We start from the raw sequence: 15112 nt of genomic DNA on the forward strand, positions 1-15112 counted from the left end.
TGCCCGTTGTGAAATACACACCGACAGGAGAACGCAATGAGTTGGTCCGCCAAACAGTACGTCGCTTTTGAAGATGAACGCACCCGTCCCGCCCGTGACCTGCTGGCGTCGATCCCCGCCGCGAATGTGCGCTCGGCCATCGACATCGGTTGCGGCCCCGGTAACTCGACCGAGTTGCTGGTAGAGCGTTTTGCCGATGCCACGGTGCGTGGGCTGGACAGTTCAACCGACATGATCGAAGCCGCGCGCAAGCGCTTGCCGCAGGTGCGTTTCGACATCGCTGACATTGATAGCTGGAGCGACACTGGCCCCTTCGATGTGATTTTTTCTAACGCGGTGCTGCAGTGGTTGCCCGATCACGCCACGTTGCTGCCTTCGCTGGTAAACAAACTTGCACCCGGCGGCAGCCTGGCGATTCAGATGCCGGACAACCTCAATGAACCCTCTCACCGTTTGATGCGCGAAGTGGCGGCGCAAGGTCCATGGGCTGAAAAATTGGCCGGTGCCGCTGGATTACGCACCGAAATGGCCGATGCCGCGGCCTACTATTCGATGCTGAAGCCGCACTGCGCTCGCGTTGATGTGTGGCGCACCACCTATCATCATCCGCTAGCCGGTGGCGCCTCAGGCGTGGTCGAGTGGTTCAAGGGGAGCGGGTTACGGCCGTTCCTCGATCCGCTGGATGAGGCTGAACGTTCTGAGTATTTGGCGCAGTATCAGGCGGCCATTGAGCAGGCTTATCCGGCGCTGGCTGATGGTTCGGTGCTGTTGCCGTTTCCGCGGTTGTTTCTGGTGGCAACTCGCTGATGCGAAAAAGGGACCGATGTGTCATCTGTCCCTTTCTTGAGCGCTGTGAACCATCACTGCGGTTTGCTTTTTTTTGAGCGTCTGGCACTCAAGTATTCAAAAGCAAATGAAGCAAAGCCGAACAACCCGATCATTGAAACGATCATGATTCCCAACTCTGAACTGTCCATGTTGATCTCTGTGCGAAGGGTGAGCCGGGAGAATAAGGCATCTATTTGCGGGTTAGACGCCTTGCTACGGCTTCTTTACTGGGTCGTGAAGATCCTTACGCAAAATATACGAACGGCCTTCAGCGCTGCACACCGATCAACATCATCATCGGACGTTCCCGTTCCTCGGCCAGTGCCGGTTGCGCCGCAACCTCGGCATCACTCGGTCCCCACTCGTTGACATGCCGGATGCTGAAACCTGCGCCAATCAGCGCGTTGAGCAAGGTGCCAACGGTGCGGTGCTGCTTGATCACACCGTCCGCCAGCCAATTAGTCACGCGCTCACCCTCCATTTGATAACTGTCCACCGGCCAGCGCTTGCGGCCCTCGCTGTCGATCAGCCAGCCCGGATTTCGCGGTGCCATGAAGATCGGATGCTCGATGGAAAACACGAAGCGTGAGCCTGGTTTAAGCGCCGCATGAATCTTGCCGAACAGACCCGGCAAATCCTTGATGTAGTGCAGCGCCAGAGAACTGTAGGCCAGGTCGAAATCGCTGGCAGGCAGGTTGAGCTGTTCCAGGTCGGCCCGGGCGTATTGGATGTTGGAGGCGGTGGTTGTTTTTCGCGCCTGCTGCAGCATTTTTTCCGATACGTCGAGCCCGAGCACATTGCTGGCGCCTTGGTCACTGGCCCAACGGCAGAACCAGCCGTACCCGCAGCCGAGGTCCACTACTTTCAAGCCTTGCATCGGCGGCAACATCGCCTTCAACGCAGGCCATTCCGGTGCTGCATCAAGACCGGAAACGGAGCGGGCCATCTGGCTGTAACCCTGGAAAAATTCGGGATCGTCGTAGATGTTTTGGGTCATGTTCGGAGTGCCCTGTTTAGTTCGTCTTAAAACCAGCTACTTGGGGGGCGGATGGCTTTGAACACCGCAATTGTGGGAGCGAGCTTGCTCGCGAAGAGGGCGTGTCAGTCGACTTTAATGCTGACTGGCACACCGCCTTCGCGAGCAAGCTCGCTCCCACAGGTTTTGCGCGTTACGTCAGGATGGTTCGGCATCCATGCGCCGTGCAATGACATCCAGCACATCGCAACCGTCGCGCAACGGTATGGCACACAGCAATGCGAAGTCGCTGAGGATGACGGAGTCTGTGCTGATTTCACCGCGCATGGCGAGGTTTTCAAGGACCTGCGTCACGGCGCTGATTCGGTAGCTGGCGCTGCTGAGCAGGGAGTGCAGGGGTTGGGTGGTGTTGACGTAAAACGTGGGGAGATCGTCGGCGTTGCTGGTTAAAGCCATGAACTCTTGCATGAGTAAAGCTCCACTTAGTTGAGGTTTACCAGCCGATCGTCGCCAAACGAAAGGGAGGCAACTGTACGCAGGTTGGCGAACCGGAGTGGAAGCCGGCAGATCCGAAGATCTCCCGCGTACAGTCGCCACAAAAGGACAACTCTACAGATGCAAAAACGCCTGCAAGCAAGCCAGTGCGCTTTTGCATTCCACTTCAGGTCGCCAAACCCGACACGCCATTTGGGCGTGCTCGGACTATAGGCCTCGTGGAAAAAGCACAGCAATGCGCAAGTGTACGGACATTTCCTAACGTCGTGTAGGACGCGGCTTGTTTGAAGGTACGAGTTGCTTTTGACTTAGGACGGGTACAATCCGCGCTCCGAACCACCCAAATCCCACCCATAAAAAAACCGGTCGCTCGGGACCGGTTGATACGCCTCTGCAATAGAGTCATCAGCCCTGCTGCAACACCTTGAGCGCCGCCGAAGCCAGAAAACCCGAACGGCTTTTCTCTTCCGGGTGATGCAGCACGTACTCGTCAATCCGGTTAAGCAGATAGCCAGGCAGGGTGATGTTCAGCTTCTGGGCCTTGCCCAAATATTTGGTAACGTCGATGTCCACCAATGCCCATGCACAGCCCGCGTATTTTGGGTTGGCTGCATGCAAGGTCACTTTGTTGGCGGGCGGAATCGGCGAACCGTCTTCGGCGAGAATCTCGAAGTGGCCTTCTATGGCTTCCCGAGCCATCGCCATCGCGTCATCCAGATCTTCCCCGGCGGAAAAGCATCCTGGAATGTCGGGGACTTCCACGCCCCAGGCGTGTTCGTCATCGCCCATTGAAATCGAAATCGGGTAAAGCATGTTCGTTGTCCTCCAAGGACGTCGCGCGTCGGTCTCTCTAGAGCAGCGCCTGTTGCAAAATACTGATGGCCGTTTTCTTGAGCAGGTCTTTTTTGGGATGTGGAACTGTCACCAGCCCCGGCTTAATTGAGTGCTTGAAGTGATGATGGCTGCCTCTGATTCGCACCAGATACCAGCCGTCCGCAATAATTTGGCTTATCAAAAATCGGCTATTCACATCACCTCCTTGTGGTGTGCTTGTGGTTACTATACCTACTGATTTTTACTAATCAACACTATAACCACCGAGCCCTCCTGGATTCGGTAAAGTGCGTGGTATCGGTCGAGTCTAGGAGTGCGCTATGGCAATGGCTCTGGGCAAGCCTGAATTGAAGTGTTTTGTGTGTTGCGAGGTTTTGCCGTGAGGTACAGCAATTCAGACATAAAAATCTGCCACCTCAATACACCTATTGAACCGACGCTTGCGTTGCAGCTTGTCCGGCCACAGGGTTATCCGTCGTTTTCACGTTGGGAATGAACGCGGCGCTGCCGGATTCATTAGCGTGAAACAACCGGGTGCCGTTGTCTGGCTTGGTGGTGATCAACTGATAGTCGGCAGTCAGATAAGCCAAGGGCAGTTGTTTGATGTCTTTGTACTGTTCCACGATGATCGTGCGTTCAGGGTTCCAGGCCTCGCCGCTTTCTTTTTCCAGCCATGCCATGAGTGCTGCACTGCCGCCTTCGCGTGGAATGTCCGAATTCGGGAGAACGTAGTAGAACGGTGAGCCATTATTTTGCAGGTACATGGGTACCTTATTGTCGACATCCACCAGCACCATGCGCCATTCGTTCCACGGCGCACGTTTGATGGCTTGTGCTCGCACCTCTTGAGTGAACTGTATGACGCCACCACCACCGTTGGTCCAGGGATAGGCAATGCCGAGTATCAAAAACAACATCCCCGCTGCCCCGGCAATACCCTTCGTCCAGCCGGGCCCGCTGACTTTACCGGCAGCATGACGCTCGGCCACTCGCCGGGTGACCCACCAGGCGGCCAGCAATTGGGCAAATGGCACCAGAGGCAATACGTAGTAGCTGCGGCGGCTGCCACTGGCGGTGAAGAAAACGAACAGCAACGCCAAGCCCCAGATCAGCCAGCGAATGTTGGGTTCTGTGTGCTTCCAGCCGCGTATTGCCACCCACAGGCCGAGTATCCAGCAGGGTGCCCACGGCAGGGTGTAGATCGGCAGATAGAGCAGATAGGTATAGATCGGGCCGATGTTGTCGAAAGGCTTGAAGAATCGAACCACGTTTTCCCGAAATACCAAGCCAAGCCCACTTTCCCCATAAGTAGGCGCGCCATAGCGGTGCGACAGCATGAACGGCACCATATAGAACGCGGCCCCCACCAGCATCGCCAGGCACATGCGTGGATTGAGATGGTTTTTCCAGCGTCCCTCGCTCAGCAAATGCGGCAGCAGCATCAGCCCTGGAAGGATGAACCCGATCAAGCCCTTGAAGAGCGACGTCAGTGCCAGAATCAGGAAAAATACGATGTACCGACCCAGGCGAGTGTCATCCGGGCCGCGCCAATACCACCAGACAGCTGCCAGGACACCGCAAACAGTCAGGATGTCCGCCGTTGCGACCCGAGCCCAGAAAACATAAAAGAAAGTCGTTGCCAGAAACCAGCCGGCAATCAGGCCGGTGCCTCTGTTATATAACTGTTTGCCAATCAGGTAGACCAGCCAGATGCTCAGCCAGGCAGCCATCACCGAGGACAGGCGCAGCGACCAGTGTCCGAGGCCGCCCATGAGGTGAGCAGTGGCAGCAATCAACCAATAAGAAGGCAGAGGCTTGTCGTAATAGGGAGAGCCTTTGAGATAAGGGTCGAAATAATCGCCTGATTGCAGCATTTGCAGGGCGATGTTCGCCCAGCGCGTTTCTGCCCCCCAAAGCTCTCTTGACCCCAAGCCGAATAGCAGTAGAAACGCGGATACGCCAAGCAGAAGTATCAGCGCACCACGGTCACTTTTAAAAAACCTGACTAACGACTCTTTCATGGCTATTTCGCATTTTGCGCTCGCCGTGGCGTCGGGGAGCGGCTGGAACATCAAGGCTATCTGGCGAAATGTGATGGCAATGTCAGTGGTTTGCGAATAAACCGTGAGTTCGAATATAAAAGTGTCGGCCGCTTAAGTAGACATAATGTTTTGATTTATAACGTGAAATTAACTTGTCGTGTTTCGTCAGCGAGCACGCCTTATAAATGTAAGCGTCTTCACCGAACTTGAATGGCCAAGTCTCCCGCGCGCCCGATTCCACCAAATCCCACCCACAAAAAAACCGGCCACTGTGGACCGGTTTTTTCTGTCTCTACATCCCCCGTCAAAACCATCCGACGTGAGACCAAATTCGATTGGAGCGGGTGAAGGGAATCGAACCCTCGTTATCAGCTTGGGAAGCTGGAGTAATGCCATTATACGACACCCGCTCAGAGCGGCTGACTTTGTACCAGATGTGCGCGTGGAAATGAAGTTTTTCTTTGTTCTTTATGGCTTTAGCGCAGATTAAACAAATAGCAAAGACCGCGTGACGGTCATTCGCGGGCAAGCCTCGCTCCTACAGGGCCGGGGCTTGCTCGCGATGACTCTGTTTCAGATTGCCAATGCATGGTGGTCCTGGACGTAGTGGTAACGTGGCCGGCTTTCGTGCTGTGCCGGTTTCAGGAAACCCATCAACGCGTTGCGGCTGTCGCGGCAGGCGGCTTTGTGTTCCATGTCGAGAAAGTGCCCGGTGGCCTCCAGGGTGGTGAAGGTGGCGTGCTGCACGTGGTTGGCGAACAACCGGGCGCCATCGGCGGCGGTGTATTCGTCCCATTCGCCGTTCATGAACAGCACTGGCACGTTGATTTTCTGTGCAGCTTGGAAGAAGCACTGACGATCACTGTGCAGCAGGTCGCTGATATGGAAGTGCATCTGCCCGTATTCATGCTCTGCCAGGCTGCTGACGTGCCGATAATTGAAGCGCTTGAACAGTGTCGGCAAGTGTTTGCCAATGGTGCTGTTCACCAGGTTGCCAACCCGGTCGCCATCGCGGCTGCCGAGGTAATCCACGCCGCGTTCGAGGTAGTCGAGCATGTGCGCGTTGATCTCCGGCGAGAACGAGCTGATGACGGCCTTTTCGATGCGTCGTGGCCGTTGCGAGAGCGCGACTAGCGTTGCGGCACCCCCCCAGGAAAACGACATCACGTGTTCGGCGGCGAAGTGGTCGATCAGCTCCAGCAGGATCTGACCCTCGATTTCCTTGGTCAGCGGTTTTTCATGCACGTTGTGGGCTTTGGACTTGCCCGCGTAGGGCTGGTCGTAGCAGACCACATTGAATTGCGGATGCAGGTTTTTCACGGTTTGTGCAAACGACGCAGTCGTGGCCATCGAGCCGTTGACCAGAATAATGGTCTTCTCTGCGGCGTCTGCGCGATAGAACTCCGTGTAAACCCGATACTGACCCTGTATATCCAGCACAGCAATTTCTGGCCTCATGTCATCAGACTCCTGGCAAGCGGGTATGCGCGCAAAAGAGATTGCACGAGCTTTGTGACAGGTAGGCATACGCCTGGAATTTGAGAGGCCCATGTCGATCCGGTAAAGCAGGTCGACGGGTATTATTATTGGCGGGCAGTCTGCCGGTGCAACGCGGAACCTTAAGGCTCTCTACCGACAAAAAGTTTCTTAGAAGTATGTTGTGACTCGTCAGTCACATTTCGGCTGACGTCCTGATTCAAGCAGGGGTGGAGCGATCGCGCAAGTGCCTATGGCAAATTGTTCGACAACTTCTGCTCAGCGGTAGGCTGCTTAGATCAATCCGATCTCTTCATCGCTCAGCGAGCGGTATTCGCCCGGTTTCAACGCGTCGTCAAGCACCAAAGGGCCCATGCGTTCGCGGTGCAGGCGCATCACTTTGTTGTCGAAGTGGCCGAACATGCGCTTCACCTGGTGATAACGACCCTCGACGATGCTCAGGCGTGCGGATTTCGGCCCCAGCAGCTCTAGCTCGGCGGGTTGGGTGGTGAGGTCTTCGAAGGCGAAGTACAGGCCTTCGCCGAATTTGATCGCGTATTCGGGGCCGATGTCCTGTTCGGTTTCGACGTAATAGACCTTTGGCAATTTGGTTTGCGGTTGGGTCAGGCGTCGCGACCAGCTGCCGTCGTTGGTGATCAGCATCAGGCCGGTGGTGTTGAAATCCAGGCGACCGGCGATGTGCAGTTCGTCCTTGTCTGGCTCGTGGATCAGGTCGAGTACAGTCGGATGCTGCGGGTCACGGGTCGCGCTCACGCAACCGGCCGGTTTGTGCAGCATGAAGTGACGCAGCGCTTTGCCAAGTTGCAGTACCTCATCGTCAACGTCGACACGGCTGAACTCGCGGACTTCGGCGTGGGGGTCGCAGACGATTTCTCCGTCAATCCTGATGCGCTTTTCCACCAGCAACAGGCGCACCTGCTTACGGTTGAAGCGGGGCAGGTTACTGAGGAAACGGTCGACGCGCATGGCTACAAATCGGCAAGAAAAGGGCCGCGCATCTTACTTGATCGGCCGCACCGCTGCTTGCAACTGTGCCTCGACCTCGGCGCAACGGGGACACAGGCAGGAGGTGTTGCGCAGCTCGGCCGGCAGCGCTTCGAGCACCGCCGGGTCGATGCTGACGCCGAAGCACCAACACGCTCGATCGACGGTTCGCGGGTCGGCCAGGGTGCAGTCGTTGGGTGCGCCGCAAGCGGGGCAGAGGTCAGGCTGGCTCATAACTGGAGTGAGGCATTTCCACGCAAGTACGGTTGCGGCCACTTTGTTTGGCCCGATACATCGCATGATCGGCCCGGGACAGCAGTGTGTGCAAGGTATCGTCGGTTTGCAGAGTGGTCAGGCCGATGCTGACTGTCAGCTGCAAGCTACTGCTGTTGTAGGCATAACGCTGTTCTTCCACATGCCGACGAATTTTCTCGGCGATCATCAGACCGGTCTCACCGTCGGTGTCCTTGAGCAACACGATGAATTCTTCACCCCCCCAGCGGCAGACGATATCGGAATGCCGCAGGCAGCTCTCCAGATCCCGTGCGAAGCCGATCAGCACCTGATCACCTGCCAGGTGGCCATAGGTGTCATTCAATGCCTTGAAGTGGTCCAGATCGAGCAGCAACGCGGTCAGTGGTTTGGGTTCACGCTGAGCTTCGTGCATGGCTTGCGCGGCCAACAGGTCGAAGCCGCGACGGTTGGGCAATTCGGTCAGGCTGTCGAGGGTTGCCTGGGCGTGGATTTTGCCCTGATAGCGCTTGATCACCCGGTTGAGCAAGGCCAGCACGGTCAGCGTGACGATCAGGCAGATCAGCAGGTTGAGGTACAGCGAGCGGCGGATGTCGCTGAGGTCGCCGTCTTCGAGTTTGTCGACGAACAAGTACCAGTTCAGCTCCGGGATAAACCGCACATTGAGGAAATGTCCCTGGCCCTGGCCGGAATATTCGTAGCTGCCGCTGTGGGGCTTGGGCACCTGGCTGACCAGGTTTTTCATGCTGTCGAGTTCGCTCAGGGCGTGTCCGGCCAGTGCGCCTTGCGGGCCACCCTCGGCGCCGGTGAGCACCAGGCGGCCAAAGGTGTCGACGAAATACACGCTGCGCTGGTAGTGCTGCTGGTACTTGTCGATCAGCTTGACCACCGCATCGACCGTCAGACCGACGCCCGCGGCACCAATGAAACGGTCGTTGTAGTCGTAGACCTTGTAGTTGATGAAGACGGTCAGGTTGTCTTTGTTGGCGAGGTCCGGATCGACGTTGATCTCGTACGGATCTTTCATGTCGCGCACGCGAAAATACCAGGCATCACGCGGCTCAGTGGCTTTGACCTGCTTGAGCACACCTTTGGCGTGGTAGTAAGTCAGGCTGGCATCGGAGACAAAAAACGCCGTGTAGGCGCCGTAGTGGGTCATGACCTCGTTGAGGTAGCGGGTCATCTGGTCGGCGTCGCGCTCACCGTTCACCACCCAATCGCGCATGAAGGTATCGCGGGACATCATCGAAGAAATCAGGATCGGTCTGACAAGGTCTTTCTGGATTTCCGAGTAGACGGTGTCGGATGTCAGCGGCAGTTCGGTGTTGACGATGTTGTCGCGAATCGATGCCCGCGAGGCGTAGTAACTGAGGAAGGAAGTGGCAAGGAAGCCTGCGCCCAGCAACGCGATCAGCGTGAGAATCAACGAGCGTTGAGAATACAGCGGCGAGCGGGGCGGCATGGCAATTCCATTGGCAGGTCATCCGATGGCAAGCATTCTAATGGCACGGCGGGGAAATAACTGCTCTATGTGCGGCGCGAATGGTCGTTCCCTGACCTTGTGGATCTGTAGGAGCTACCGCAGGCTGCGATCTTTTGATCTTGATCCTGAAAAACAAGATCCAAAGATCGCAGCCTGCGGCAGCTCCTACAAGGGAGTGTCAGGCCAAAACTTTGAGGTAGGCACGCCACCCGCCCAAATGGCTGATATCCATAGCGCCCTCCAACCCATAGGCTTCACAGATAAACCCGCTCTCCCAGCGACCATCCGCCAGTTGCACCTTGCCGAGCCCCAGCGGTGCCGGGATTCCGGTCAGGAACGAACCCAGTTCGCTGCTCGGTAACTCCCACACTTCCACGGCAATCGCCACGCCTCCTTCCTTCACCCGAACCATGCCCGGACGAAACGGCGGGCCGCCGGCCAGGGCGTACAGATGATAGTCCGGCGAACTGTGCGTGGTTTCGATCAGTCGTGCGCCGCGTCGCTTCAGTTGCCAGTTCAACGCCAGGCCATCGAGGTGCGCCCCGCAGACCACCAGTCGAGCTCGGTCATTGCGCGCGGCAGTCGACGGCGCCGGTGTGGATGAAGCTTTCTGGCGCTGCAAGCCATCGGCCACGCTCAGCAGATACTGGTCGGTAAACGCCCGCCCAAACAGCGTCACGCCCCACGGCAGGCCATTGCCCATGAAACCACTGGGCACGGCGACGGCAGCGTAGTCGAGCAGGTTCATGAAGTTGGTGTAATAACCCAATTCCGAGTTGCGCAGCACCGGTTCTGCTTCCAGTTCCGCCAGCGTAACGGGGCGGCCGATGGTAGGCGTCACCACGCAATCGAGATTTTCCAGTGCCTTGTCGCACAAGGCTTTCAGCGCTTGCAGTCGATATTGCGCGCGGAAAGTCTGCACGCCACTGACTGCCGGCGCTTTGGCTAGCACGGCGCGGATCACCGGCAACACGGCTTCGGGATTTTGCTCCATCAGCTCACCGGCCACGCTATAGCGCTCGGCTACCCACGGGCCTTCGTACAGCAAACGTGCAGCTTCAAGGAACGGCGACAGATCGAGTTCCACCGCTTTGCCGCCCAGGGCCTTGAGTCGCTCAATGGCATCAGCAAATAACGTTGGGCCTTGCGTGCAGCCGAAGAACTCCAGGTCCTGCGCCCGAGGCACGCCAAAGCGAAATGGACGAGCCGCACCAAACGCCGAACCATCATTCCACTGCGGATTGCTGCGGCTGTACTCGTCCCGTGGATCAAGGTGCGCGATGAGCGCCAGCAACTGACTGGCCTCGCGCGCGGTGGTGGTAAATGTGGTCACGCAATCGAGCGTACGACAGGCCGGCACCACGCCAGCGGTGGAGATCAGCCCTTTGGTCGCCTTCAAACCAACCAGATTGTTCAGTGCCGCCGGCACACGCCCGGAGCCGGCTGTGTCGGTGCCCAAGGAAAAACTCGCCACACCGAGTGCCACCGCCAGCGACGAACCGGCACTGGAACCGCCCGACGGATACTCCGGCAACACGCTGTTCGGGCACGCGCCATACGGTGAGCGACTGCCGTTGAGGCCGGTGGCGAACTGATCAAGGTTGGTCTTGCCCAGCGGGATCGCGCCTAACGCCAGCAGTTGCTCGACGATGGTCGCCGAGCGTTCTGGCACATAAGCAAACTCAGGGCAGGCTGCCGTGGTCGGAATGCCCGCCAGGTCGATGTTGTCCTTGATCGCGAACGGCACGCCGTACAGCGGCAAGCTATCGATGTCGCGACTGTCGAGCGCGGCGAGGTAGGGTTCCAGTTCTTCGACACTGAGCAAGTGAATGAACAGGTGATAGTCCGGGTTCAGCGCCGCGGCCTTGTCGCGCAAGCTCAGCAGCAATTGCCGAGGCGTGGTGCTGCCGTCGCGGTAGGCGTTGCGCAGGGCGTCGAGTTGCAGATTGATGTTCATCGTGTGCGTCCTTATGAAATGAGTTCAGTTGAGTTCCAGCACCACGACGCGCTGACCGGCACGCACCGCCGAACCTGGCTGCACGCGAATCTCCCGCACCACGCCGGCCATCGGCGCGAGCAGCGGGATTTCCATCTTCATCGACTCCAGAATTACCAGCACATCACCGGCCTCGACCCGGCTGCCGGTTTCGACCTGAACCTGCCAGAGGTTGCCGGCGATGTGGCTCTCGACACTCTGCTGACCGCTGGCCAACGGCGCATCCTCGGTTACTTCTGGGGCCAGTTCCTCACTGTCGAAATGCGCCTGGCCGCTGGCGATCCAGCGCTCGCGCTCGGCGTTGAACGCGCCTTGTTGTTGGCTGCGAAATGCGGCAATGCTCTCGGCTTCCTTGGCCAGAAACGCCTGGTAGTCCGCCAGGTTCAGCTGGCTGTGCTCGATGTTCAAATCGAAGCGCCCGAGGGGGAAATCCCGGCGGATGTGCAGCAGTTCTTCGGCGCTCACCGGGTAGAAACGGATCTGGTCGAAGAAGCGCAACAGCCACGGTTTGCCATCGAATGCCGCGACTTCGCGGTAGCGATTCCACATCTGCAAGGTGCGACCGACAAACTGATAACCACCGGGGCCTTCCATGCCGTATACGCACATGTAGGCGCCACCGATACCCACCGAATTTTCGGCGGTCCAGGTGCGGGCCGGGTTGTACTTGGTGGTCACCAGGCGATGACGCGGGTCGAGCGGGGTGGCGACCGGCGCGCCGAGGTAAACGTCGCCCAGGCCCATCACCAGATAGCTGGCGTCGAACACCGTGCGCTGCACTTCATCGAGGTTCGGCAGGTCGTTGATGCGGCGGATGAACTCCAGGTTGCTCGGGCACCACGGTGCGTCCTTGCGCACGGTGGTCATGTATTTTTCGATCGCCAATTGGCACGCAGGGTCGTCCCACGACAATGGCAGATGCACGATGCGCGACGGTACTTGCAGATCCTTGGCGGCGCACACGGCGTCCCATTGGCCGGCGACGATACCGAGCAGATCCGCCAACGATAATTGTTCGGGTTGGTAGTGCACTTGCAGCGAGCGGATGCCCGGTGTCAGGTCGATCACGCCGTGCAGGGTTTTGCTTTCAAGGGCCTGCATCAGGGCGTGGGCGCGAAAGCGCAGGACAAGGTCGAGTTCTGGGGCACCGATTTCCAGCAGCAAGTGCGTGTCACCGGAAAGGCGTGCAACCAGCCGCGTATCTCCCTGACCAATATCCAATACAACAGGCGACACAATCCCCTGTAGGAGCGAGCCTGCTCGCGATTGCGCTGTTTCAGTCACAGAGATGTCGGATGTGATGCCGTCATCGCGAGCAGGCTCACTCTTACAGTAGGTATTCCATTTCAACGCGAGGTTGCGGGCGGTTTTGAGATCGACCGGCACGAACTGCACCTTGTCCCCAGCCTTGAGCTGACCAAGCTGCCAAAGATCCGCTTCAATCACTGTCACCGGGCACACAAACCCGCCGAGGCTCGGGCCGTCCGGGCCGAGGATCACCGGCATGTCGCCGGTGAAATCCACCGCACCAATCGCATACGGATTGTCATGAATGTTCGACGGGTGCAAACCGGCCTCGCCACCGTCGGCTCGTACCCATTCAGGCTTGGGTCCGATCAACCGGACACCAGTACGGCTGGAGTTGAAATGCACTTCCCACTGTGTGGCGAAGAAGGTGCCGATGTAGTTTTCGGTGAAGTATTCCGGCGCACCGTGCGGGCCGTAAATCACCCGGATTTGTCGTACGGTTGGCAGCTCGCTGAGCTGAGTTTCAGGCAATTGTGCGCCGGCATCGCGGTCGCTCAATGCCGGTACGTGCAACACGTCGCCAGCGCGTAACGCGCGACCACCGTGTCCACCAAACTGGCCGAGGGTGAAGGTGCTTTTGCTGCCCAGATAATCGGGCACTTGCAGGCCACCACGCAGGCACAGATAGCTGCGCGCACCGGCCCCGGCAATCGTCCCCACGCTTAACGTTGCCCCTGCTGGAACCAGCAGCGCCGTGTTCATTGGCACGGCTTCACCGTTCAGCATCAAAGGAATCACGGCGCCTGTAACCGCCACAACGGCATCGCAATTGAAGCGCAGCAATGGCCCGCTCATGGTGATTTCCAGCGCGGCGGCGCCTTCGTCGTTACCCAGCAAAAGATTGCCCAAGCGCAAGGCGCGACTGTCCATCGGCCCCGAGGGTGGAACCCCTACCGCCCAATAACCGAGGCGGCCGGGGTAGTCCTGAACGCTGGTCTGTGTGCCAGCGCCGAGCACTTCGAAGGTATTGGCCTGATAGACCAGACCTTCCAGGCAACGGGTCCATGGTTGGCCGCTGGCGAAGGGTGCATCGAGCAGAATCTGCCGCAGGTAGTCGCGATTGGTTTCTACGCCATAGAGCAGGCTTTCGCCCAAGGCCTGATGCAGATCGGCAGCGGCTTTTTCGCGGGTCGGTGCCCAACTGATGACCTTGGCAATCATCGGATCGAAGTACGGAGGGATCTCGCAGCCTGCTTCGACCCAGGTGTCGATACGCAGTTGTACGCCGTTGGCGACGGGGAAGTTCACGGCGGTCAGCAGACCTGGGCTCGGCTGAAAATCACGACCCGGATCTTCGGCATAAAGCCGTGCCTGAATCGCGTGGCCCTCGGCCTTCAACCCTTGGCTCAATACTGACAACGGCGGTAAATCACCGGCCGCCAGTTCCACCATCCAGCGCACCAGATCGACACCCCACACCTGTTCGGTGACGCCATGCTCGACCTGCAAGCGAGTGTTCACTTCAAGGAAATAGAAACGCTGGGCGTCGCTGTCGAACACAAACTCGACGGTGCCGGCGCTGCGGTAATTCACTGCTTTGGCAAGCTTGATTGCCGCCGCGCAGAGCTCTTCAGCCATGCCCTCAGGCAAGTTCGGCGCCGGGGTTTCTTCGAGGACTTTCTGGTTGCGTCGCTGCACCGAGCAATCGCGCACGCCGAGGGCAATCACTTCGCCGCGGCCGTCACCGAACACCTGCACTTCCAGATGCCGCGCACGCTGGATGTACTTCTCGATGAATACACCGGCATCGCTGAAGTTGTTTTGGCCGAGGCGTTTGACCGCTTCAAAGGATTCGCTCAATTCAGCTGCGCTGCGGCACACGCGCATGCCGATGCCGCCACCGCCGGCGGTGCTTTTGAGCATCACCGGGTAGCCGACCTGTTCGCCAGCGACCAGTGCGGATTCGAGGCTGTCGAGCAGCTCGGTGCCTTCGAGCATGGGCACGCCGTGTTGCCTGGCCAAGGCGCGGGCGGTGTGCTTGAGACCAAATACGCGCAGTTGCTCAGGCGTCGGGCCGATGAAGGCGATGTCGGCGGCTTCGCAGGCTTCGGCGAATGCGGCGTTTTCCGAAAGGAAGCCGTAGCCGGGATGGATCGCGGTGGCGCCGGTGACTTTGGCGATGGCGAGGATTTTTTCGACCGCCAGATAGGTGCCGGCCGCCGCGCCTTCACCGAGGCTGTAGGCTTCATCGGCCTGCAAGATGTGCAGGCTGGCGGCATCGGCTTCGGAGTACACGGCAACGCCCTGGACTTCCAAGTCGCGCAGGGTGCGCAGGATGCGGCAGGCAATGGCGCCACGGTTGGCAATCAGGACTTTTTCGAACATGGCATAACCCCCGGAGGCGATAGCGCATCAGCCTCGACCTGGGATGCGGGCCGTCCCGCAGTTTTTCGAAATGCACCCGGGCCGTCCCGGAT

The 15112-nt window shown here is 58.5% G+C and carries 12 protein-coding genes and 1 tRNA gene; 1 reads left to right on the forward strand and 12 read right to left on the reverse strand.

The genetic code is table 11. The features are described from left to right. Positions 1–36: 36 nt before the first annotated feature. Entirely contained in the window at positions 37–807 is a 771-nt protein-coding gene (gene tam / locus KUF73_RS06760; RefSeq protein WP_218437272.1) for a trans-aconitate 2-methyltransferase, read from the forward strand. 289 nt (positions 808–1096) lie between these two features. Here tam and KUF73_RS06765 read toward each other — a convergent pair whose 3' ends face one another. The 12 genes from KUF73_RS06765 to uca form a co-directional block, all read right to left on the reverse strand. Next, positions 1097–1825: a bifunctional 2-polyprenyl-6-hydroxyphenol methylase/3-demethylubiquinol 3-O-methyltransferase UbiG gene (locus tag KUF73_RS06765; protein ID WP_218437273.1), complete on the reverse strand. Its 729-nt coding sequence runs from the start codon at positions 1823–1825 to the stop codon at positions 1097–1099. Between the two features lie 177 nt (positions 1826–2002). Beyond that, positions 2003–2272: a short-chain dehydrogenase gene (locus tag KUF73_RS06770; RefSeq protein WP_218437274.1), complete on the reverse strand. Its 270-nt coding sequence runs from the start codon at positions 2270–2272 to the stop codon at positions 2003–2005. Positions 2273–2704: 432 nt separating this feature from the next. Beyond that, positions 2705–3112 carry a type II toxin-antitoxin system HicB family antitoxin gene (locus KUF73_RS06775; RefSeq protein ID WP_218437275.1) on the reverse strand — a complete coding sequence of 136 codons (408 nt, stop codon included), beginning with the start codon at positions 3110–3112 and terminating at the stop codon, positions 2705–2707. A 37-nt stretch (positions 3113–3149) separates the two neighbouring features. Continuing rightward, positions 3150–3329 (reverse strand): type II toxin-antitoxin system HicA family toxin, encoded by a 180-nt coding sequence (locus tag KUF73_RS06780; RefSeq protein WP_218437276.1) that lies wholly within the window; start codon positions 3327–3329, stop codon positions 3150–3152. A gap of 229 nt (positions 3330–3558) precedes the next feature. After that, positions 3559–5154, reverse strand: a complete 1596-nt coding sequence (locus KUF73_RS06785) for a glycosyltransferase family 39 protein (RefSeq protein WP_218437277.1) — start codon at positions 5152–5154, stop codon at positions 3559–3561. 357 nt (positions 5155–5511) lie between these two features. Continuing rightward, a tRNA-Gly gene (locus KUF73_RS06790) sits at positions 5512–5585 on the reverse strand. Between the two features lie 163 nt (positions 5586–5748). Continuing rightward, complete coding sequence (locus KUF73_RS06795; protein WP_218437278.1) at positions 5749–6633, reverse strand: alpha/beta fold hydrolase; 885 nt, start codon at positions 6631–6633, stop codon at positions 5749–5751. Positions 6634–6945: 312 nt separating this feature from the next. Then, positions 6946–7638, reverse strand: a complete 693-nt coding sequence (locus KUF73_RS06800; RefSeq protein ID WP_218437279.1) for a pseudouridine synthase — start codon at positions 7636–7638, stop codon at positions 6946–6948. A 33-nt stretch (positions 7639–7671) separates the two neighbouring features. Next, complete coding sequence (locus KUF73_RS06805; RefSeq protein ID WP_218437280.1) at positions 7672–7890, reverse strand: cysteine-rich CWC family protein; 219 nt, start codon at positions 7888–7890, stop codon at positions 7672–7674. Further along, positions 7877–9370 (reverse strand): sensor domain-containing diguanylate cyclase, encoded by a 1494-nt coding sequence (locus KUF73_RS06810; protein WP_218437281.1) that lies wholly within the window; start codon positions 9368–9370, stop codon positions 7877–7879. Before KUF73_RS06810 ends, KUF73_RS06805 begins: the two co-directional genes overlap by 14 nt. 199 nt (positions 9371–9569) lie before the next feature. Next, positions 9570–11348, reverse strand: a complete 1779-nt coding sequence (atzF, locus tag KUF73_RS06815; protein ID WP_218437282.1) for an allophanate hydrolase — start codon at positions 11346–11348, stop codon at positions 9570–9572. 24 nt (positions 11349–11372) lie between these two features. Then, the gene (gene uca / locus KUF73_RS06820; RefSeq protein WP_218437283.1) at positions 11373–15020 is read right to left on the reverse strand and encodes an urea carboxylase; all 3648 of its coding nucleotides are present in this window, start codon (positions 15018–15020) and stop codon (positions 11373–11375) included. Positions 15021–15112: the final 92 nt, after the last annotated feature.

The sequence above is a fragment of the Pseudomonas sp. PD9R genome (assembly GCF_019200975.1).
GTDB lineage: Bacteria > Pseudomonadota > Gammaproteobacteria > Pseudomonadales > Pseudomonadaceae > Aquipseudomonas.

Coding starts and splice junctions, on each gene's coding strand:
- KUF73_RS06805 (WP_218437280.1), bottom strand. CDS start 7,890: ATGAGCCAGCCTGACCTCTGCCCCGCTTGCGGCGCACCCAACGACTGC.
- KUF73_RS06810 (WP_218437281.1), bottom strand. CDS start 9,370: ATGCCGCCCCGCTCGCCGCTGTATTCTCAACGCTCGTTGATTCTCACG.
- uca (WP_218437283.1), bottom strand. CDS start 15,020: ATGTTCGAAAAAGTCCTGATTGCCAACCGTGGCGCCATTGCCTGCCGC.
- KUF73_RS06800 (WP_218437279.1), bottom strand. CDS start 7,638: ATGCGCGTCGACCGTTTCCTCAGTAACCTGCCCCGCTTCAACCGTAAG.
- atzF (WP_218437282.1), bottom strand. CDS start 11,348: ATGAACATCAATCTGCAACTCGACGCCCTGCGCAACGCCTACCGCGAC.
- KUF73_RS06785 (WP_218437277.1), bottom strand. CDS start 5,154: ATGAAAGAGTCGTTAGTCAGGTTTTTTAAAAGTGACCGTGGTGCGCTG.
- KUF73_RS06795 (WP_218437278.1), bottom strand. CDS start 6,633: ATGAGGCCAGAAATTGCTGTGCTGGATATACAGGGTCAGTATCGGGTT.
- KUF73_RS06775 (WP_218437275.1), bottom strand. CDS start 3,112: ATGCTTTACCCGATTTCGATTTCAATGGGCGATGACGAACACGCCTGG.
- KUF73_RS06770 (WP_218437274.1), bottom strand. CDS start 2,272: ATGCAAGAGTTCATGGCTTTAACCAGCAACGCCGACGATCTCCCCACG.
- KUF73_RS06765 (WP_218437273.1), bottom strand. CDS start 1,825: ATGACCCAAAACATCTACGACGATCCCGAATTTTTCCAGGGTTACAGC.
- tam (WP_218437272.1), top strand. CDS start 37: ATGAGTTGGTCCGCCAAACAGTACGTCGCTTTTGAAGATGAACGCACC.